General features: G+C 69.2%; 22 protein-coding genes and 1 pseudogene. 11 read left to right on the forward strand and 12 right to left on the reverse strand.

Annotated elements, in window-relative coordinates:
• Positions 1–230: 230 nt before the first annotated feature.
• Entirely contained in the window at positions 231–1,103 is an 873-nt protein-coding gene (locus C472_RS02535; RefSeq protein WP_006628218.1) for a CheF family chemotaxis protein, read from the forward strand.
• A gap of 131 nt (positions 1,104–1,234) precedes the next feature.
• Positions 1,235–2,140 carry a hypothetical protein gene (locus tag C472_RS02540; RefSeq protein WP_006628219.1) on the forward strand — a complete coding sequence of 302 codons (906 nt, stop codon included), beginning with the start codon at positions 1,235–1,237 and terminating at the stop codon, positions 2,138–2,140.
• A gap of 92 nt (positions 2,141–2,232) precedes the next feature.
• Here C472_RS02540 and C472_RS02545 read toward each other — a convergent pair whose 3' ends face one another.
• Positions 2,233–3,144: an MOSC domain-containing protein gene (locus C472_RS02545; protein ID WP_006628220.1), complete on the reverse strand. Its 912-nt coding sequence runs from the start codon at positions 3,142–3,144 to the stop codon at positions 2,233–2,235.
• 55 nt (positions 3,145–3,199) lie between these two features.
• A pseudogene (locus C472_RS16140) lies at positions 3,200–3,834 on the reverse strand (IS6 family transposase).
• Between the two features lie 101 nt (positions 3,835–3,935).
• Between C472_RS16140 and C472_RS02550 the strand changes: the two are divergent.
• Positions 3,936–4,127, forward strand: coding sequence for a hypothetical protein (locus C472_RS02550; protein ID WP_006628222.1), 192 nt, complete (start codon positions 3,936–3,938; stop codon positions 4,125–4,127).
• A gap of 126 nt (positions 4,128–4,253) precedes the next feature.
• Here C472_RS02550 and C472_RS02555 read toward each other — a convergent pair whose 3' ends face one another.
• The 3 genes from C472_RS02555 to C472_RS02565 all read right to left on the reverse strand — a co-directional run bounded on the left by C472_RS02555 (position 4,254) and on the right by C472_RS02565 (position 6,822).
• Positions 4,254–5,639: a M28 family peptidase gene (locus tag C472_RS02555; RefSeq protein ID WP_006628223.1), complete on the reverse strand. Its 1,386-nt coding sequence runs from the start codon at positions 5,637–5,639 to the stop codon at positions 4,254–4,256.
• Between the two features lie 57 nt (positions 5,640–5,696).
• Positions 5,697–6,404: a DUF2270 domain-containing protein gene (locus C472_RS02560; protein WP_006628224.1), complete on the reverse strand. Its 708-nt coding sequence runs from the start codon at positions 6,402–6,404 to the stop codon at positions 5,697–5,699.
• A gap of 82 nt (positions 6,405–6,486) precedes the next feature.
• Positions 6,487–6,822, reverse strand: a complete 336-nt coding sequence (locus C472_RS02565) for a DUF7113 family protein (RefSeq protein ID WP_006628225.1) — start codon at positions 6,820–6,822, stop codon at positions 6,487–6,489.
• A gap of 112 nt (positions 6,823–6,934) precedes the next feature.
• Here C472_RS02565 and C472_RS02570 point away from each other — a divergent pair, with 112 nt between their 5' ends.
• On the forward strand, positions 6,935–8,890 hold the full coding sequence (locus C472_RS02570) for an ATP-binding protein (RefSeq protein WP_006628226.1): 1,956 nt from the start codon (positions 6,935–6,937) through the stop codon (positions 8,888–8,890).
• A 74-nt stretch (positions 8,891–8,964) separates the two neighbouring features.
• Here the strand turns inward: C472_RS02570 and C472_RS02575 are convergent, their stop codons facing one another.
• Positions 8,965–9,375 (reverse strand): RDD family protein, encoded by a 411-nt coding sequence (locus C472_RS02575; RefSeq protein ID WP_006628227.1) that lies wholly within the window; start codon positions 9,373–9,375, stop codon positions 8,965–8,967.
• Between the two features lie 145 nt (positions 9,376–9,520).
• On the opposite strand from C472_RS02575, the gene C472_RS02580 reads away from it, so the two are divergent.
• The gene (locus C472_RS02580; protein ID WP_006628228.1) at positions 9,521–9,973 is read left to right on the forward strand and encodes a universal stress protein; all 453 of its coding nucleotides are present in this window, start codon (positions 9,521–9,523) and stop codon (positions 9,971–9,973) included.
• A gap of 81 nt (positions 9,974–10,054) precedes the next feature.
• On the opposite strand, the gene C472_RS02585 is transcribed toward C472_RS02580, so the two are convergent.
• From C472_RS02585 to C472_RS02605, 5 genes are all read right to left on the reverse strand, one after another.
• Entirely contained in the window at positions 10,055–10,342 is a 288-nt protein-coding gene (locus C472_RS02585) for a hypothetical protein (RefSeq protein WP_006628229.1), read from the reverse strand.
• A gap of 148 nt (positions 10,343–10,490) precedes the next feature.
• Positions 10,491–10,967 (reverse strand): 50S ribosomal protein L11, encoded by a 477-nt coding sequence (locus tag C472_RS02590; protein ID WP_006628230.1) that lies wholly within the window; start codon positions 10,965–10,967, stop codon positions 10,491–10,493.
• Between the two features lie 532 nt (positions 10,968–11,499).
• The gene (locus tag C472_RS02595; protein WP_006628231.1) at positions 11,500–12,876 is read right to left on the reverse strand and encodes an MFS transporter; all 1,377 of its coding nucleotides are present in this window, start codon (positions 12,874–12,876) and stop codon (positions 11,500–11,502) included.
• Positions 12,873–13,607, reverse strand: coding sequence for a TetR/AcrR family transcriptional regulator (locus C472_RS02600; RefSeq protein ID WP_006628232.1), 735 nt, complete (start codon positions 13,605–13,607; stop codon positions 12,873–12,875). Before C472_RS02600 ends, C472_RS02595 begins: the two co-directional genes overlap by 4 nt.
• A 172-nt stretch (positions 13,608–13,779) precedes the next feature.
• Positions 13,780–13,974 carry a cold-shock protein gene (locus tag C472_RS02605; protein ID WP_006628233.1) on the reverse strand — a complete coding sequence of 65 codons (195 nt, stop codon included), beginning with the start codon at positions 13,972–13,974 and terminating at the stop codon, positions 13,780–13,782.
• A 175-nt stretch (positions 13,975–14,149) separates the two neighbouring features.
• On the opposite strand from C472_RS02605, the gene sdhC reads away from it, so the two are divergent.
• The 6 genes from sdhC (at position 14,150) to C472_RS02635 (ending at position 18,971) form a co-directional block, all read left to right on the forward strand.
• A complete protein-coding gene (sdhC, locus tag C472_RS02610) occupies positions 14,150–14,575 on the forward strand; it encodes a succinate dehydrogenase, cytochrome b556 subunit (RefSeq protein WP_006628234.1) in 426 nt (141 codons plus the stop codon).
• Position 14,576: 1 nt separating this feature from the next.
• Positions 14,577–14,948, forward strand: a complete 372-nt coding sequence (locus C472_RS02615) for a succinate dehydrogenase hydrophobic membrane anchor subunit (protein ID WP_006628235.1) — start codon at positions 14,577–14,579, stop codon at positions 14,946–14,948.
• 7 nt (positions 14,949–14,955) lie between these two features.
• Positions 14,956–15,849 carry a succinate dehydrogenase/fumarate reductase iron-sulfur subunit gene (locus C472_RS02620; RefSeq protein WP_006628236.1) on the forward strand — a complete coding sequence of 298 codons (894 nt, stop codon included), beginning with the start codon at positions 14,956–14,958 and terminating at the stop codon, positions 15,847–15,849.
• A 53-nt stretch (positions 15,850–15,902) separates the two neighbouring features.
• Positions 15,903–17,732, forward strand: a complete 1,830-nt coding sequence (locus C472_RS02625) for an FAD-binding protein (protein ID WP_006628237.1) — start codon at positions 15,903–15,905, stop codon at positions 17,730–17,732.
• A 257-nt stretch (positions 17,733–17,989) separates the two neighbouring features.
• Positions 17,990–18,217, forward strand: a complete 228-nt coding sequence (locus C472_RS02630) for a hypothetical protein (RefSeq protein WP_006628238.1) — start codon at positions 17,990–17,992, stop codon at positions 18,215–18,217.
• Between the two features lie 118 nt (positions 18,218–18,335).
• Positions 18,336–18,971, forward strand: a complete 636-nt coding sequence (locus tag C472_RS02635) for a uracil-DNA glycosylase (RefSeq protein WP_006628239.1) — start codon at positions 18,336–18,338, stop codon at positions 18,969–18,971.
• A gap of 36 nt (positions 18,972–19,007) precedes the next feature.
• Here C472_RS02635 and C472_RS02640 read toward each other — a convergent pair whose 3' ends face one another.
• Positions 19,008–20,189: an NAD-binding protein gene (locus C472_RS02640; protein ID WP_006628240.1), complete on the reverse strand. Its 1,182-nt coding sequence runs from the start codon at positions 20,187–20,189 to the stop codon at positions 19,008–19,010.
• Positions 20,190–20,218: the final 29 nt, after the last annotated feature.

Below are 20,218 nucleotides of genomic sequence, written 5' to 3' on the forward strand. Positions count from 1 at the left end.
GTTCCCCGTCCGTCGCCCCCCGCAAGAGGCCCCGCGTGACCGAACACGTTCGACCGTTCTCGGGGGTTCGGCGGCCGTCGAGGCGGATCGCGGCGGGTCGAGACAGGTCGAGGCGGGCCGAGGCCGCACGACGGCTCGCGTCGGGCCGCGGGCGGACGAGTGACACCTCGTTATCACTACTGATACGGCGTGAGTAACAATAAATAGCGTACGGCGCTCACGTGGTACCGATGGAGGAGTCCGTCGTCGCCGACTTCGTCGGCCGCGTCCACGCGGCGAGCCTACAGACCGACGAGCCGGCGACCGGTCGCGTGCTCCTGAGCCAGCGTCGGCTGGTCCTCGCGACGGACGACGGCAAGGAGACGATCCCGCTCTCGAAGGTGTTCGACGTCGTCGTCGGCAGCGTCCCCGGCGACCTGCGCTCCTTTTTCAACGACAGCGTCACCGTCGCGTACGAGCGCGACGGGACACGGCGGTCGGCGCTCGTGGAGGGCGAGCCGGACGACATGGACCGGTTCGTCAGGCTGCTGTTCAAGCTGCTGTTGCGGAACGTCGCCGTCACGGTGCGACACCCGGCGAAGGTCGGCGGCCGCGTCACGGACGCGAGCGACCACCGCGCCTCGGTCTCGGTGTCGCCGGGAGAGATACGGTTCGCCGACTGCCCCGAGCCGTTCACCGTCGACCTCTCGGCGGTGATCGACTACGAGCGCACGGACCGCACCCTCGGCGGGAAGAAGCGCCCCGCGCTGGTCTTCCGCCACGTCGACGGCGACGACCGCACGGTCACGTCGATCACGACCGTGCCGAACAAACGGGTGCTCAACATCCTCGGTCGATACATCAAGATCGAGTACGACGAGGCGATGGAGGACCTCGACTCGTTCGACCCGACCGAGGAACAGATGGAGATCCTCGTCTCCATCTACTCCGCCGGCGGCGAGGCGAACATCGCCGACGTGGTCACCGGCGACGTCACCCAGACGTCGATGATCCTCGACACGCTGCGGGAGGCCGGCCTCGTCGCCGACGGCGAGAGCGGCGCGGCGCTCACCCGGAAGGGCCAGATGGTCGTGAGCTCCTACCTCGAATCGGTCAACGCGTAGGTCGAGAGATCGACGCGTGATGGCCGGGGATCGGCCCGCGTCACGAGCGACCGGCTCCGCGCCTTCGGGAGCCCGTCCGGGTCGGCCCGCGCGGGGGAAGCTTCATGCCTGTGTAACCGTAGGTATCTCTCATGTCAAACGGTGACCACCGCGGCGGCGAGACGCCGCTCGACGCCGTGGTCCGCGAACGAGGAATCGGCTCGCCCGCGGGGGCGGGGGACTCCGGGGGTGAGACGGCGAGCGACGTCGCCAAGTCGGGGCCGCGGACGGCGCGCGTCCCGGAGGCTCACGACCACGACACGTTCTCCGTCGACGGGATCGACACCGACCGCCGGGAGGGGCTGTTAGAGGCGGTCCTCCGCGACGTCGACGGCGTCAGCGACGCGTCGGCGACGCGGCGCAACGGGACGGTGGGGGTCCACCACGACCCGTCGCTGTCCCGCGGCGCGCTCCGCGACCTGCTGGAGGAGTGCGGACTGGTCGTCGCGTCCGGCGACGACGCCTTCGAGGCGCGGCGCGCCTCGCAGTTCGCGTCGGCCCGCGTCGCGGTCGCGGTCCTGTTCGGCCTGATGGTCGCGACGCCGTACATCGCGGTGCTGTACCCGACGCGCGTCGAGTGGCTGTTCTACGACCCCGTGACGGTCCAGTACCTCCAGTCGATCCTCGACTCGCGGATGGCGACGCACTTCTTCGTGAACCTCGGCGCGCTCTCCGGGATCGCGTTCCTCGTCGCCTGCGGGCCGATCATCCGCCGCGCGGCCGCGGCGACGCGCGACGGTCGGTTCGCCAACGAGACCGCGTTCGTCGGCGGCGTCGTCGCCCTGTACGGCTACAGCACGCTGTCCGCGTTCACCGGCCTCGGCGGCGCGGTCCACTACGACCTGGTCGCGTACGCGGTCGTCGTCGCGACCCTGTGGACGCAGTTCGGCGTCACGGACACCGCGGTCGACCCCGCGACGAGCGACGAGACCCCGGCGGAGGAGGCTCCGAGCGGCGAGACCGACGAGCCGGTCGCGATGACCGACGGCGGCCGCTGACGCGGTCGCAACCCCGCGCCGAGCGCGGCGCGGGACTGCCGGTTCTCGCTGTCTGTCCGTTCTGTCCGACCGAGCCGAGCGGCTACGGGTGACTACTCGGCGGTCGGTTCGTTCTCGCTGCCCGCGACCGGCGTCCCGTCCTCGTCGACCGCGACGACGCCCTCGACGGTCACCTCGTCGCCGACGCCGAGGGCGTCACCCCACGAGCGCTCCTCAACGACGGTGTTGACCATCAGCCGGAAGTCGTGGTCGAAGCGGTCGCTCTCGGTCCACTCCGGGAGCGTCTCCCGGCGGCGGCGGAGGAACGTCTCGCGGAACCCCTCGATCTCGACGCCCGAATCCGGGTCACGGGAGGGGACGGCGCAGCGCTGACACGGGTTGACGCCGACCAGTTCCGTGTCGCCGACCGCGACGCGGACCCCCTCGCCGTGGTCGGCGAACAGCCGGTCCTCGAAGAATGCCGGGCAGTCGTCCAACACGACGTTCGGTCGGAGCCGCCGCCGCATCTCCGTCGCGTCCGCGACGCCGTCGAACCACGACGCGACGGTCTCCAGCGTCGCCCGCGAGACGACCGTCGGGCCGTGTGCGGCGCGGTCGTCCGGGAAGCCGCCCGCCGGGTCGCGAACGAGGTCGACCGCGTAGCCGAGGTACTCGCTCACCCAGTCGGCCAGCGCGTCGCCGTCGTCGGGGAGCGCGAAGGTCCGTTCGTCCGCGGGGGCACGGTCCGTCTCCGGCCGCGAGAGCGTCACCGCCGTCGGCGTGGCGTCCGTCGGCCCCGCCAGCTCGTACTCGGCGCGGAGCGCGTGGACCGCCGGCTCGCTCTTCCCGTTCACGTAGCCGCCGCCACCGCCCACCGAGGCCGTCTCGGGGTCGACGCCGGCCTCGACGAGGGCGTACGAGCGGTCGCCGCGGAGCGCGCCCTCGGGACCGATCGCGGCGCGGTCGACGGCGACGCCGTCACAGGACTTCAGCGGGTAGGCGACGAGTTCGGCGACGCGTGTCATGGCGGTCGTTCGTCGGGGCGGACAAAAAGCGATCGGCCGTCTCAGAGGGTAGTGTTCAGATACGCTGATTCCATGCGAAGGCAAAGGATCTGAGCCACTCGTCTGCCGTTTCTGCTTCGGCGTTGCTGAAACAGTTTGAGAAACTGGCAGTTCTGCGTTTTACCTCACGGAAGACACGTTCGACGCTGTTCCGATTTCCATGTCGTTCGTATCTGAAACCGAGGCCGTGTTTACGACAGGCTCGCTGAAGTGGAGCCGCGCCATCAACGAGAAAGATCGCGTCATCCACGTCGTGTTTGTCGCGGAGTTCCGCGAAAAACCGATCTGCGATCACATTCGTTTTTATCGGTTCAAGCCGTGTGTGTAGCAGATCATTTGGTTCGGGATCGACAGCAGCGTACAGCCAATATTGCTCAGTATCGAGTTGAATCACGGTCTCATCAACCGCGACGTGATTCGGGCTCCGATCCGATTCCGGCTGTAGGTCGGCTTTGTGAACCCAGTTATGAACGGTCGATCGAGCCGATCAACACCGAATGCCTCAAGAAACAAGATAATATTCGAAATCGATAATCTAGCCAAATAGGGCTGAATACTGAGCTTCATCAACAGCGTCGGAGTTGTCTCTCGCACCACACGGCCTACGATCATCTCGTCTAGACAGCCGCTGAGGCGGTCGTTTTCGGGCATAGATCACTTTGGAAGCGCACCGCCTCATTTTCAAACCGTATCTGAACACCGTCGTCCGGTCCCGAACAACGCTTTTGTACCTCCGGCACGCAGCGCCGCGTATGAGCGACGGAACCGTGTCCGTGCCCGACGAGCAGTACGAGCGGCTCGCGGCCCTCGCCGCCGCCCGCGGCGTGAGCCCCGAGACGCAGTTGGCCCGACTCATCGACGACGCGTACGCCGGCCTCGACGGGGAGTCGGACTCCCCCGAGGCCCTCCCGCTCGGCGTCTCCGACTGCTCCGACGGGGAGTGAGTCGGCCGCCGGACGGGGGAGCCACCCCGGAGCCGCCGCGCCCGCCGACCCTCCTTTCGCACCCCGATTCGCTCCGTCGTATCCCCGATTCCACCCCGTCTCCGATTCGCTCCGTCGCCCCTCCGCTCACTCCTCGTAGGGCCACCGTCCGCCGGTCTTGAGCTCCTCGACGTACCCCTCGTCGATGGCGTCGCGGATCGACTCTCGCGACCGGTGGGTCGCCTCGATGTCACCGGTCGCGAACCGGTAGACGGACGCGGCGACGAGCGTCGCCACCTCGCCGAGGTCCCGCGAGTCGAGCTTGTCGAGCGTGTCCGCGTGGGTGTGGCCCCAGCCGCGACCGGACTGGTCGCTCGTCGTCGACACCATCACGGCCGGGATCCCCTCCTGAACGAACGCCCACTGGTCGCCGTGCGGCGAGATCGTCTCGCCGGTCGCGAGCGGGGCGTCGAACGCGTCCGTGACCGACTCGAACACCGAGCGCATCCCGTCGAAGCCGTTCGTCCCCACGCGGAGGTTCCGGGAGCTACAGGCCCCGTCGAGGTTGACGACGCAGGCGATCTCCTCGCGCGGCGTGGTCTCGGCGGCGTGGTACGCGCCCCACAGCCCGATCTCCTCCGAGCCGAACGTGACGAGGCGGACCCGCGTGTCGAGGTCGTCCTCGACCGTCGCGAGCAGCCGGCCGACCTCCGCGACGAGCGCCGACCCCGCGCCGTTGTCGTTGGCCCCGTCGCTCACGTCGTGGGCGTCGACGTGCGCGGTGAGGTACACCGCCTCGTCGGTGTCGGGGCCGACCTCCGCGACCGCGTTCACCGAGGTCGTCGGCTCGTTCCGGCAGTCGACGTCGAGCGAGACCGTCGGTCGCTCGTCGTCCGCCGAATCCCCGTCGCCCTCCGTCCCCGCTCCCTTCGCGAGCCGCGAGAGCCGGTCGCCGACCTCCTTCGAGACGCCCACCGCGGGGATCGGGCCGGGACGGTTGTGGTAGCCGATCTCGCCGGTCGGCGGGAGCGCCCCCTCGATGTGGTTCCGGAAGACGAACCCGACCGCGCCGCGCTCGGCCGCCGCGACGTACTTCTCCATCCGGTGGATCCAGCGGTCGTGACTGTCGGGGGTCCGCGAGGAGGCCATCGCGACCGCGCCCTCCAGCGCGTCGCCCGCGGCCGCGAACTCCTCGTCCGTGCCGTCGCCGACGTCGACCAGCGGGGCCGTCGCCTCCCCGCTCGGCGTACCCGGAAGGGCGATCACCTCGTGGGAGTGCTCGTGATGACGCTCGACCGGTCCCGACACCGACAGCGACGACTCGCCGCGCCACCAGCCGGGGATCTCGAACTCGTCGAGGCCGGCGTTCCGCAGGCCGGCCGCCTCGAACGCCTCGACGACGCGCTCAGCGCCGCGGCGCTCGCCGGCCGACCCGGCCATGCGGTTCCCGATGTCGGTCAGGTCGGTGAGGAGGTTCCACCCGAAGTCGCTCGTCCGCGCGTCGCCCGCGACGCGGTCCGGTAGCTCGGTCATACGGCGTGGTTGGACCGGGACCGAAAAGGGGTTGCGGGTACCGGCGGTGCGGCCGGCTCACTTCCACTCGTCGGCGTCCTCGGCGGTCCCCATCTCGCCTTTGGCCTGCCGCGGGGCGCGGCGCACCGTCAGCGCCAGCACGCCGAGGTAGAAGCAGACGACGAGCCCCAAGACGAGCGCCCCGGGGATCGCCCCCACCGCGGCGGTCCCGACGACCCCGCTCTCCGGCGAGGTGAACACGGTGAGCCTGACGACCCACGCGGCGATGAGCACGGAGAACAGCGGGGCGTACACCCGTCTGAGCCGCCGGGACACCGCCTCGACGGTGGGCATCTTGATCGTCGGCTCGCGGAGGTCCTCGCTCAACAGCTCCCGCCAGTTCGACTGTTCGACGCCCTCCGGGTCGAGCGCGTTCGCGAACACGTTCTCCTCTAAGAGCCGCACGCGGGACCGCCAGACGTCGAAGGTGCGGTACCGGCGCGTCTCGATCCCGAGGAAGACGCTCAGCATGACGAGTCCGATGAGCAGCACGTAGTGCGGCCGCGACTCGTTCGAGAAGGTCCACGTCAGCAGCGACGCCGTCACCACCACCGCCCAGTTGGTCGTCCGGTCGATGCGGGTCCGCCACGAGCTCGTCCGCCCGAGCTCGCCGCGGTACGTGTGGCCCATCAGCGAGAGGAAGTCGGACCGGTCGCCCGCGGCCTCGGCCGCGACCTCGCGCTCCTCCCGCGACTCGGGATCGAAGTCCTCCGGTGGGTCGGCCATACCTCCCGTACCGAGTCGGGACGGGTAAAACCACGAGGCGCGGTCGCTCCCGAAGTGGGTCGGATCGCTACCGAAACGCTCCTCAGGCCGGGTCCGCCGCGCTCACTTCGACCTCCACGTCGGCGGGGTCGACGCCGATCCGAGCGAACTGCGTGCGCACGTGGTCGCGGGCCGCCTCGACCGCCTGATCGCGGGTGTCGAACCCGCGGGGCATCGGCTCCTCGAAGGCGACGCGGATCTCCTCGCCGTCGACGACGAGCGGGGAGCCGCCGCTCTCGACCTCGTAGAAGGAGTCGCACACCCACACGTACGGCGCGTCCTCGTTCGGCGCGCCCTTGTACGCCGGCGGCTCCTCGCCGCGCTCGAACACCGTGCCGGTGAGGTCCGTCCCGCCGCCGCTGCCGCGAACGAGTATCATGCCACGAGTAGGGAGTCGAGCGGCATAAGGGCCCCGCGACGGCCCGTCGCTCCGCGAACCGACCGCGCGACCGAGCGGAAACGCTTTCGGCCCGGCGGCCGGTGGATACGCCATGACGCTGGAGGACTTCACCGAGTACACCGGGGGCGGTGACGGCGAGGGCGACGCCGCGGGCGAGGGCGACGACGCGCCCGCCGACGGCGGCGAGGGCGGTGACGGCCCGGACGGCGTCGACTCCGCCGAGACGGGGGGCGAGTCCGCGGCCGGTTCCGAGTCCGCGGTCGACGGCGGGAGTGCGGTCGACTTCGACAGCGCGGTCGACGCCGGGACGGGTGGCGGCGGCCCGTCCGGCGACGGCCGAGACGACGAGTTCGCCGCCTACGACGCGACGCCCGCGGGCAGCGACGCGGGCCTCGGCGTCGTGTCGGTGTCGCAGGGGCTCCGCGTGGCCGAGGACGAGGAGGAGACGTCGCTGAAGGCGTTCGTCACGACGGACAACCGCGAGGCGGTGCGGCTCGGGAAGTACCTCCTGATCCCGTACCCGGACGGCGAGCGGCTGTTCTGCCGGATCACGGGGCTGGAGTACGCACAGGAGTTCCAGTCGGACGACGCGACCGAGATCCACGCCCGCCGGCAGATGCGCCGCGACGAGTTCGCCGAGCGCGACTACAAGTTCGTCGCCGACCTGGAGCCGATGTCGGTCGTGTACGGCGAGGGCGACGACATGAAACGCCGGATGACCGACCGGGTCCCCAAGCCGGGCGCGGTCGCCGAGGAGGCGGCCGACGACGCCGAGATCAAGACCGGGCTGAAGATCCCCGACGACGGCGTCTTCCTCGGCCACCTCTCGGTCGGCGGCGAGAAGGTGCGGACCGCGGCGGAGCCGCCCACCGTCGACTACCGCGTGAAGGACGACTACGCCGACGGCGACCCGCTCGCCTTCCGCCACACGCTCGTCGCCGGCGGGACGGGGTCGGGGAAGACCCACGCCTCGAAGAACGTCCTCCGGCAGTACCTCGACGCGGACCGCACGTACCCCATGGGCGACGGCCGAGAGTCGCGCATGGCGGTGGTCCAGTTCGACCCGCAGGACGAGTACGCGCAGATGCACGACGACAACCCCGACCTCGACGACGCGTTCGCGCGCCGGCTGGAGCGCGAGGGAATCGCCCACGGCGGCCACGACGACACCGTCGCCCTCGTGCCGCGGGTCGCCAACGCGACGTACCCCGGCGAGGGCCACCGCGCCGAGCGCGTCGAGTTCACCATCCCCTTCTCGCTGGCGCGGGACATGCCGTGGCTCGTCGCCGGGTCGGGACTCAACGACAACCAGTACCCGGCGCTGTTGACGCTTCTCAACCGCTTCTTCGACGACTACGGCGACTCGGGCACCTACAGCCAGTTCCTCTCGTACCTCGACGACCCGGCGCTCAAAGAGGAACTCCACGAGAGCGGTCGGGTCCACGAGGCGACGTTCGACGCCGTCAAGCGCCGGGTCCGCGGGGTCCCGGGCGGCGTCTTCGACCAAGACGCGAAGCCGATCACGGAGCTGGACCACACCCTCGTGCGTCCCGGCGGGCTCTCGGTCGTCCCCACCTACCACCTGCCGACCTCCCGGCAGAAGGAGATCGTCGTCCTCGCGGTCGCGGGGCTGCTCATCGACGACAAGCTCTCGAACGACCCGGACAGCGACCGGATCAAGGAGACGCCGCTCTTAGTCGGGATGGACGAGGCGCACAACTTCCTCGCCGACGCCGACAACGTCCAGGCACAGAAGGTCGTCCAGAAGTTCACGGAGGCGGCGAAGCAGGGCCGCAAGGAGCGGCTCGGACTGTTCCTCATCACGCAGGACCCGCAGGACGTGGCCGAGTCGGTGTTCAAGCAGGTGAACACGAAGATCGTGTTGAACCTCGGCGACGAGGACGCGATATCGAGCGTCAACATCCCCTCGAACCTCGCCGGGAAGGTCCCGTACATGGAGAAGGGACAGATGGTCGTCTACTCGCCGGACAACTCCGAGCCGGTGGAGCTGATCGGCCTCTCGGAGTGCGTGACGCGACACGACTGACGCCCTGTCCGGCGCGTCGGGCTCGCGTCACGAACCTGTGACCCGAGCGAGCGACCCGGACGCGGGCGGCCGACTCAGACCCGGACGACCAGCGTGTCCGCCCACCGGTCGCCGAGCCGCTGGTTGTCGCGCGAGTCGGCGATGAACACGACGCCCGCGAGGATCAGGAGGAGCGAGGCCCCGCCGACGAGCTTGGTGACGTTCCGCACGACGGCGGCGAGCGCACCGATGTCGTCTCCGTTCTCGTCGACGACCCTGATACCGGCGACCCGCTTGCCCGGCGTCCGGCCCCAGACGGCCTCCGAGACGACGTACCATCCCGGGACGATAAGGAGGACCGCGAGGTCGGCGAGCGTTGCGGAGACGACGGTGACGGCCGCCGAAATGACGGCGGCGACGGCGAGACTCGCCACGCTGTCGACGAGCCACGCGCCCCCGCGGGCGGTGACCGACGCCAGCTGTGACTGCGCGTACGGCGTACTCATACGAAGTTCACGCTGACTGACCGGTAAGTGTCTTCTGAACGGTTCTCGTCGCTGATCGTGTCCGCGTCACGACTCGCTGTGGTGAATTGTCGCGGCCTCGGAGCCGGCGCGGCCATTTTTACCCCGGGCGGGCGAACCGCCGCGTATGTCCAAACGCATCCTCGTTGCGGTCGACGGCTCGACGGAGGCGACCGAGGCGCTACAGTTCGCCGCCGAGGAGTGGCCCGACGCCGACCTCACGGCCCTCCACGTGATCAACCCCGCGGACTCGGCGACGGGGGCCGACGGCGGCTTCCCGGGGGCCTCCGACCAGTGGTACGAGAGCGCCAAGGGGCGCGGCGAGCGGGTCCTCGCGGAGGCGAGGGAGGCGGTCGACCGCCCGGTCGCGACGAGGCTGGAGGTCGGCCGGCCGACGAAGACCATCCTCGACGTCGCGGGCGGCGAGGCGGCGGTCGGCGACGAGGAGGGCTCTGGCGAGCCGTTCGACCACGTCGTGCTGGCGAGTCGCGGCCGGACCGGGCTCTCCAGGGTCCTCCTCGGCAGCGTCGCCGAGGGCGTGGTCCGCCGCGCCGAGGTCCCCGTCACCGTTGTCCGGTGAGCGGCGGGGCCGCCCTCGGTGTAAGGCGGAACTATTTCCAGACGAGAGAGCGTCGGATACCCTTCGGTCAGAGGGCGGCAGTCACTCCTCGGCGCGCTCGGCCGCCACTACCTCGCCCACCATCGACCAGCCCTCCTCGTCGGGGCCCGACCGACCCAGCAGGATCCGCTCGTAGTCCTCGGAGCTGATCAGCCGGAAGTCGGCCTCGCGGTCCGCGTCGACCCGGACGCCCTCGCCGCGGAACTCCCGCTGGAAGAACTCGGTCGACGAGAACTCGTACACGCCGGTCTCGCCGGAGTCGAGTTCGAGCCGCACCGCTCGGGGCTGGACGTTGTGGATCCGCTTCGCGACGGGATTGAGATCGGGCATACCGGCGTGTCGCCGCGGTTCGGGGATAAAACCGCCGGAGCGGCGGCGATCGGAGTCGCCGGTGCGGCCGCTCGGCGTGCGTCAAGCCGTTCGGTCTGGGCGCGTCGGAAAGCGACCGCCCGAAAAGAACTTCGTCGGGGTCGCGGGGTTACTCGTCGAGGACGTCGTCGTACTCGCCGGCGTCGACGCGGTCGTCGAACGTCCGGGCGTCCTCGCCCTCGATGGTGACGCCGAGGGAGGCGCAGGTGCCGCCGACCTCCTTGGCGGCGGCCTTCGTGTCGTACGCGAGCAGGTCGCTCGACTTCTGCTCGGCGACCGTCTTCACCTGTTCGATGGACATGTCGGCGACGAAATCCTCCTGCGGTTCGCCGGAGCCGGTCTCGAAGCCGGCTTCGTCCTTGATGAGCTCCGCCGTGGGCGGCACGCCGACCTCGATGGTGAAGGAGCCGTCGTCGTCGTACTCGACGGTGACGGGCACTTCCATGCCGTCGAACGCGGCGGTCTCGTCGTTGATCTGCGCGACGACGTCCTGAACGTCCACCGGCGTCGGTCCGAGCTCGGGACCGAGCGGCGGGCCGGGGGTGGCCTGCCCGCCGGGGACGAGCGCTTCGATAGTTCCAGCCATGTCCGTACGAACCCGTCGGCGACTTTTAACGGTTGTTCTTTCGGGTAGGGGGAGTCAGCGGTTCGCACACCGTACGTTTCGATTCCCCGGCAGCGAATCACTCGTTCGACGAGTTGCGCTGCTTCCGTTCGTATTCAGTAACTCTCGCGTGATTCCGAGTGAAACCCTGCCAACCTTCCTATCGCTTCTCTATGAGTAATCGACCATGGATCGGCGACGAACGCCTCCAAAGCCCCAGTCGCGCGGCGACCGTACGCTCGCTGTGCTCCTCGCTCAGTCACTCCGTTCCTTCGCTGCGGTGCTTGGCTTCGCCTACGGTCGCCGCGCGACTGCCCCTTTGAGTCCCGCCCCGCACAGCACCTCATGCCTCCCCAGCCTCGTCGGCCGCGTCCGTCGGGCTCTCTTCGGTCGCCCTCGTCGCGGCCGACTCCCTCGCGCGTGCTGTCTCGCGGTCGCCGGGGGCGACCGCTCGCAGGCACGCGCCACCGTTCTAGCTCGGGAGAGAATCACCCGTGTCCGAAAGAACTCTCAGTCAGGAGTCAGCGGCGTTCGACACCTCGCTCCGGTCCGTTTCGGCGGTCGCGTGTCCGGGCAGGAATGTCCCGGTCTCCCGGCGAACCCCGACGAGGAGGACGGCCCCCGCGGCGAGCGGGAGTATCGCGCAGGCGGCATAGATCGGAGCGAAGCCCACCGCCTCGATCAGCGGGAGCGACACCATCGGGCCGAGCCCCCCGCCCACGTCGCCGAGGACGTTGTTCGTGCCGGAGGCGCGGCCCATGCGCTCGTCCGGCGTCAGGTCCGCGAGCAGGGCCATCATCGGGCCGCTCGTCCCGCCCTGCCCGGCACCGATGAAGACGCAGGCGAGGCCCAGAGAGAGGACCGACCCCGCCCGGGCGAGCAGCAGGAACCCGACGAACGAGACCGCGAGGAACGTCAGCAGGATCGGCGTCCGGGAGTTCCGGGTGTCCGAGACGCGCCCTCCAACGAGCATGAAGACGGCCGCCGAGAGGACCGTGCCGGCCATGAACAGCCCGGAGGTCCCCTGCGGCGCGAGCCCGAACAGCGAGATGTCGTTCTCGCCGAGGAACAAGACGAGCGTGGAGAACAGCGCACCGATGTATGCGAACATCAGCCCGAAGTTGACCAGGCCGACCGTCACCGCGGGGACCGCGGTGTCGACCTCCCACGGCTTGATCGAGTCCCCGGAACGGTCGCCCGTGACGTGGGTCTCGGGGACGTAGCGGTAGGCGACGACGCTCGCGGTGAGCGCGAACGCGGCGGCGACGACGAACGCCGCGACGTTGCCCGCGACCGCGGAGACGACCCCGCCGAGCACGAGGCCGGCTGGGAACCCCATCGTGATCCCGCCCCTGACGATCCCCATGTTCGTCCCGCGCGACCCGCCGTCCGAGAGGTCGGCCGCGATGGTGTACGCGGTCGCGAACACCGCGGCGGAGCCGACCCCCCAGAGGACGCGCGCGAGCAGGAACCACGTCTCGGGGGCGACGACGAGCGCGATCGCGCCGAACCACCCATCCGGACCGACGACGAGCGGGCCGGCCGCGAGCGCCGGCAGCGAGGCCGCGAGCGGGCGGAGCGACTCGGCGGGCGGCATCGCGAGCGCGACGACGTAGCCGAGCGTGGCGACGCCCTCAACGAACAGCCCGACCACGAACGGCGTCCGCGTCCCGTACCGGTCGACCAAGGCCCCTGCGGGCGCGTTCGCGACGAGCCGCACCCAGCGGTTCGCGGAGAGGATCACGCCGACGGTGAACGCGGAGATCCCGAGCACCGCGCCGAGGTTCGGCAGGATCGGGAAGACGACGCCGCCGCCGAAGCCGACGAAGAACGTGCTCGCGATCACCGCGAGCAGCACCGGCGGCGGCCGCTCGAACCCGAGCCGGGTCATTCGGCGTCGTCCGCGCCCCCGTCCGGGTCTGCGTCCGCGCCCCGGTCCGCGTCTGCGTCTGCGCCCCCGTCCGGGTCCCGCCGAAGCGCCTCGATCGCCGTGTCGAGCGCCGGTAGCTCCGCCCCCTCGGTGAGCAGTGGCTCGACGATCCGCCGGAGCGTCGCCTCCGCGACGGTGCGGGTGTAGCCGTCGTCCTCCTCCTCGCGCACGGAGTCGGCGAGGGTTATCTGCCGAGTTCGCGCGCCGTCGAGGGTCGCCACGATCATCGCCGCCGTCTCCTCGATGTCGACCTCGCGGAAGACGCCCGCCTCGATGCCGTCAGCGAGGATGTCGGCGACGGTCCCCCGGAGCAGCCGGTCGCTGCGCGCCAGCTCCTCGCGGATCCGCTCGTTGAACGGTCCCTGCGTCCGCAGTTCGAGCAGCGCGATGTGGAACGCCTCGCGGTCCGTCTCGTCCGGCGCGAAGACGAACCACCCGATGAACTGGACCAGCCGCTCGACGGGCGGGTCGTCGGCGCGGGCCGCGATCCGCTTCTCGGAGTCGGAGACGATGTACTCGAGGAAGGCGACGAGCAGGTCCTCCTTCGTGTCGTAGTGATAGTGGAGCAGCGACTTGCTCTTCGAGCACTCGTCGGCGATGTCCCGCATCGTCAGGTCCGCGTAGCCGTGAGCGCGGAGGGCGCTGTACACCCCGTCCATGATCTCCTCCGCCGCGCTCGGCGCGTCGCTCATTGACTGACCGGTCAGTCAACGAGCGGTAAATCCCTATCGGTCGGGACCGCTCCCGCCGAAACCGACTCGGGCGGGGCAGTCCCCACATACCGACCGCGACGCGCGCCGCGGAGCCGTCGCTCGCGGGTCGAAAACGGTCGAAAAGCCGATTCGCCTCGGTGTCGTCGCCGACTTACAGACGGGTGAGGTTGGTCGCGCGCGGACCCTTGTCCGCCTCCTCGATGTCGAACTCGACTTCCTGACCCTCTTCGAGGTCCGGGCCGCCGACGTCCTCCATGTGGAAGAACACGTCCTCGTCCGCGTCGTCAGTCGAAATGAAACCGTAGCCGCCAGTGTCGTTGAAGAAATCGACTTCGCCTTTCGCCATTGCGACCGTAGAACCGGCACCGGCACATAAAAGCTTTCCGCGACTCGCCGGCCGTGGAACGCCGTGTCACGGCGGGGGTGACGGACCGGAAGGGAGGCCGGCGACTACCGGGGCGTTGGGGAGACCGACTCCGTGTTAGTAACTACTATACGACACCGGTTCAGAACCGTTAGGTATGAGTCAGTCGTACAATCGAGGCCTCATCGAGGACTTCGGCCGCTGGCGGGAGTTCGAGGCGGGGATGTGGGCGTGGATCTTCCACAAGTTCACGGGATGGGTGCTCATCGGGTACCTGTTCACGCACATCGCCGTGCTGAGTACGGGAATCCCGGCCGCCGGCGCGAGCGAAGCGGCGATCATGGCGGGCGAGGACGTGTACACGCAGACCATCGTCTCGCTGGAGGGGCTGCTGCTCGTGCGCATCCTCGAAGTCGGCCTGCTGGCCGTCGCCGTCTTCCACATGCTCAACGGGACCCGACTCCTGCTCACCGACCTCGGGATCGGGCTGGGCGCACAGGACAAGAGCTTCTACGCGTCGCTAATCTTGACCGGCGCGATCACCGTCGCGTCCGTGCCGACGTTCATCGCGGGGGCGTTCTGAGATGGCCGAACGCTACTCCTCCTTCCAGAAGGGCGGCCGGATGTGGTTCCTCCAGCGGGTTACGGCGGTGTTCCTGCTGGTCGTGTTGGCGTTCCACTTCTTCCTGCTCCACTTCGTCCACCACGCCGACGAGGTGTCGTTCCTCGCGAGCCAGGGCCGGATGGAGAGCCTGAGCTACTACTCGCTGATGGTCACGTTCCTCGTGACCGCGACGTTCCACGGGGTCAACGGCGTCTACAACGCCCTGGTCAATCAGGGCCTCACCGGCACGAAACGCACCGTGATCAAGTGGACGCTCGTCGCCGCGAGCGTCGTGTTGATCGCGCAGGGAATCCGCACCGCGAACGCGTGGGCGGGCATCGGACTCTACTGAACCGACAATGAGCACGCAAATTCCGAAGCAGACCGAAGAATCGACCGAGACCGAGAGCGAGGCGGCCGAGCCTGCCTCCAAGGGCGAGGAGCGCCGCGCCGAGAAGCGCCGCCGCGCGGCCGAGCGCCGCGAGCAGCGACAGGAGGAGGAGGCCGAGAAGGCGGCCGCCGACGAGAGCACGGTGGAGCTGAAGGTGTTCCGCTACGACCCGCAGGTCGAGGGGAAACAGGAGCCGCGGTTCGACACCTTCCACGTCCCGTTCACGAAGGGGATGACCGTCCTCGACGCGCTGATGTACGCGCGCGACACGTACGACTCCTCGCTCACGTTCCGCCACTCCTGCCGGCAGGCGGTGTGCGGCTCCGACGCGATGTTCGTCAACGGCGGGCAGAAGCTGGCGTGTAAGACCCAAATCTCGGAGATGGAAGAGCCGGTCCGCGTCGAGCCGCTCCCGCACGCCGAGGTGACGAAGGACCTCGTCGTCGACATGGAGCACTTCTACGACCAGATGGAGGCCGTCGAGCCGTACTTCCAGACCAACGAGTTCCCGGACGGGGAGCTCGAAGAGCAGCGACAGGACCGCGAGAACCGCGAGAAGATCAAGATGTCCACGCGCTGTATCTGGTGTGGCGCGTGCATGTCCTCGTGTAACATCGCCGCGGGCGACAACGAGTACCTCGGGCCGGCCGCGATCAACAAGGCGTACCGGTTCGCCATGGACGAGCGCGAGGGCGAGGAGATCAAACAGAAGCGGCTGGAGATAATCGAGCAGGAACACGGCGTCTGGCGGTGTCAGACCCAGTTCTCCTGTACCGAGGTGTGCCCGAAGGACATCCCCCTCACCGAGCACATCCAGGAGCTGAAGCGCGAGGCGGTCAAGAACAACCTGAAGTTCTGGTAATCCCGACAGACAGTATCAAGGGACTCCAGACCCTACGAAATTACATACCAACAATGCACGAACACGACGTCGTCGTCGTCGGGGCCGGCGGGGCGGGACTCCGGGCGGCGATCGCGGCACAGGAAGCGGGCGCGGACGTGGCGATGGTGTCGAAGCTCCATCCCGTCCGGTCGCACACGGGTGCGGCGGAGGGCGGAATCAACGCGGCGTTACGCGACGCCGACTCCTGGCAGGACCACGCGTACGATACGATGAAGGGGTCCGACTACCTCGGGGACGCCCCGGCGGTCGAGGCCCTCTGTCAGGAGAGCCCCGAGGAGGTCATCCGGCTCGAACACTGGGGGATGCCGTTCTCCCGCGAGGACGACGGCCGCGTCTCGCAGCGCCCGTTCGGCGGGCTCTCGTTCCCGCGGACGACGTACGCCGGCGCGGAGACGGGCCACCAGATGCTCCACACGATGTACGAGCAGGTGGTCAAACGCGGGATCACGGTGTACGACGAGTGGCACGTGATGGATCTGGCCGTCACCGACGAGGACGACCCCGCCGAGCGGACCTGTCACGGCGTCGTCGCCTACGACATCCAGAGCGGTGAGGTTAGCGGCTTCCGCGCCGAGAACGGCGTCATCCTCGCGACGGGCGGGATGGGGCAGGTGTTCGACCACACCACGAACGCGGTGGCGAACACCGGCGACGGCGTCGCGATGGCGTACCGCGCCGGCGTCCCGATGGAGGACATGGAGTTCATCCAGTTCCACCCGACGACGCTGCCGTCGACCGGCGTCCTCATCTCCGAGGGCGTCCGCGGCGAGGGAGGTATCCTCTACAACGAGGACGGCGAGCGGTTCATGTTCGAGCACGGCTACGCGAACAACGACGGCGAGCTCGCCTCCCGCGACGTCGTCTCCCGCGCCGAGCTGACCGAGGTCAACGAGGGCCGCGGCATCGAGGACGAGTACGTCCACCTCGACATGCGCCACCTCGGCGAGGAGCGCATCCTCGACCGGCTTGAGAACATCCTCCACCTCGCGGAGGACTTCGAGGGTGCCGACGGGCTCACGGAGCCGATGCCGGTCAAGCCCGGCCAGCACTACGCGATGGGCGGCATCGAGACGAACGAGCACGGCGAGACCGCCATCGACGGGCTGTACGCGGCCGGCGAGTGCGCCTGCGCGTCGGTCCACGGCGCGAACCGCCTCGGCGGCAACGCGCTGCCGGAGCTCATCGTCTTCGGGAAGCGCGCCGGCCGCCACGCGGCGGGCGAGGAGATGGGCGAGGCCGAGATCGAGACCGGTCGGTCCGGCGACTGGCAGCCCGCCGACTACGAGTTCGGCGTCGAGGTCGGCGAGGCGGGCGGGTCGGGTCCCGCCGCGGCGGACGGCGGCGCGGTGGCGACCGACGCCGAGAGCGTCGTCGGCGCGGCGGTCGACCGCGCGCAGGAGCGCGTCGAGGAACTGCTCTCCCGCGACGGGCGCAACCACGCCGAGATCCGCTCGAAGGTCCAGGAGACGATGACGGCCAACGTCAACGTGTTCCGCGAGGAGGGCCGGCTGGAGGAGACGCTGGCCGACCTCCGCGAGGCGCGCGAGGCGTACAAGGACGTCGCGGTGTCGGACCCGTCGCGGACGTTCAACACCGACCTCATCCACACCATCGAGACGCGGAACATCCTCGACATCGCGGAGGCGCTGACGATGGGCGCGCTCGCCCGGGAGGAGTTCCGGGGCGCGCACTGGCGCAAGGAGCACCAGGAGCGGAAGGACGAGGACTGGCTGAAACACACGCTCATCTCGTGGAACGACGGCGAGCCGGAGCTGTGGTACAAACCGGTCGTCCTCGAAGGCGAGAACAAGACGTACGAGCCGAAGAGCCGCTCGTACTGACCGCGGAAGAACCGGTCCGCGACGAGACGCCTCGGACCCCACCGCCCTTCCGGATCGATCCGGATCGTTCACGGTTTTGTATCCGTCGACGGTCGAAACTCCCCGACGATACGCGTCGAATCTCCGTTCGTCGGCCGACGAACGCCTGGCGGGTACGGCGAAAACGTCTTCCTCAGACGCTCACGAACCGCTCCCGACGATTTCGACGAACGTTGAATAGGGGGTTTATTATCGTCGAACCCAATCGATCGGACAAGATGATCGAGACGGAAACCGCGTCCGCGGCGGCCCCCGCGCTGCCCCCGGAGCTTCAGTCCCCGCGCGCCAAACTCGTGTACCTCTACCTGACCACGAACGGCGACGCAACGGTCTCGGAGATGGGCGAATCGCTCGAGATGAAGAAGCTCTCCCTGTACAGCATCCTGAAGACCCTCCGCAACGAGGGGCTCGTCGACTGCGACGGCGATTGCTACGTACCGAACTGACGCGGTCGCGTCCCCGCTCCCGGGCACGTCCCTTTTGACCGGTCTCCGCCGTCCTCGCCGAGCGACTCGTGAGCGCTTCGGTCGGAGCGTTTAGGAACGCGGAGCGCCCACGTCGACCGTGGACGCGAACCAGACGGAGTTCGAGAACCCGTTCGGAATGGACGCCGACTGCGAGAACTGCGACGAGCTGTGCGGCGTCCGCGACCGCGTCGTTCACGGCTACGGCGACGTGGGAGCCGAGTTCCTCGTCGTCGGGACCGGTCCGACCGCGGCCGCCGAGCGCAACGGCGTCCCCTTCACCGGCGACGGCGGCGGCGAGCGGGTCCAGTCGATATTCGGCGACCTCGGCTTCGTCCGCTCGGAGCCGGACGCCGCGGAGCCGGACGTGCAGAACGTCTTCTTCACGAACCTGACGCGGTGTCGACACCCCGACCGCGACCCGACGGACCGCGAGGTCGACACCTGTGAACCGTTCCTCAACGCGGAGGTCAGGATGATAAACCCGCAGATCATCGTGCCGGTCGGGGAGCGGCCGCTCCGCGAACTGGCCGTCGAGTACACGACGCGGCGGCCGGACTCCTTCGACGTCGACGCCGAACACGCGACGACGATCCGCGGCCGCGGCTTTGAGCTGGTGCCGATGAGGGAGCCGGCGGAAATGAGCGACGGCGAGGCCGACGCGTTCCGCGAGCACATGCGCGAGAACGTGTTGAGCCGGGACTACCGACAGACGAAGGGACGCCGGAGCCGCTGAAGTCGGCCCAGCGGCTGCGACCCACTCCGCCTCGACTCAGTCGTCGAGGTCGAGGTCGACGTCGTCTATGATTCCCTCCGTCGCCTCCCGGCTGTCCGCGCCGAAGGCGCAGTCGACGAGGATGTGTCCGCCGAGCGTCGACGGGGAGATGACCTGGTCTGCGCCCGCGCGGCGGAGCTTGTCGACGTTCTCCCGCTGTGTCACCGCCGCGACGATCCGCACGTCCGGGTTGAGCTGCCGGGCGGTGAGGATGGAGAGCGCGTCGCGCGCGTCGTCCTCGGTGGCGGCGACGACGGCGCGCGCGCCGTCGAGGTTGACCCGTTCGAGCGGCTCCACGTCGCTGGGGTCCGCGGTGTACACCGGAACGTCGCGGTCCGCGAGCCGTCTGGCGACGGTCTCGTCGGGCGTCACGACGGCGTAGTCGACGCCCTCGCGGGCGGCGAGTTCTTCGAGTATCGGTTCCGTCAGGTCCCCGTAGCCGAGCACGAGGACGTGGTCGTCGAGGAGGTCGATCTGTCTGTCAGTCATTTTTCCGAGCGCCTTGGAGAGCTGCGCCTCGATGGCGGGCGTGAGCAGGACCCCGAGCGCCACCGCGAACGCGGCGACGTTCATCACGAGCGAGGAGAGCACGAACAACTGGGCGATGTCGGCGGACGCACCGGTCTGGGGCGTCACGTCGCCGTAGCCGACCGTGGAGGCGGTGACGACGGTGAAGTAGAACGCGTCGACGATTGTCTCAACGCCGTTGAACTGGTCGCGGAGCGCGTACGTGCCGACCGTCCCGTAGGAGACCGCCGTCACGAGCGCCGCACCCGCGGCGAGCTGCGTCGGCGACGGGGAGAAGTTCCTGTCGAACCGCCGCCGGTTGTAGAAGAGCGCGGGCACCGACACGACGGACAGCGCCACGAGCGGGAACGACAGCACCGACGCCTGCATCAGCCCTTGGATCGCGGTGAGCGGGAGCAGCACGGCGGTCAAGTACCAGCCGACGCGGTACCCGTTTTTCAGCGCGAAGCCGCTGCCGAGCATCGAGAAACCGGTTATCGTCCCCGTGAACCCGACGGTCTGGCGGATGACCGCGGGCACGTACGGGCCGAGCGGGCCGTCGACGCCCAGTCCGCCGATCTGCGCGAGCCCGGCGAGGATCGACAGTATCGCGACCGCGAACGTCAGGGCGATCGACGCCCGCACGGTCACCCAGTCGCGGGTCAGCTCCATACCTGCGCGTCGCCGAGACCGTACTTAAA

Source organism: Halorubrum tebenquichense DSM 14210, assembly GCF_000337415.1.
Lineage (GTDB): Archaea > Halobacteriota > Halobacteria > Halobacteriales > Haloferacaceae > Halorubrum > Halorubrum tebenquichense.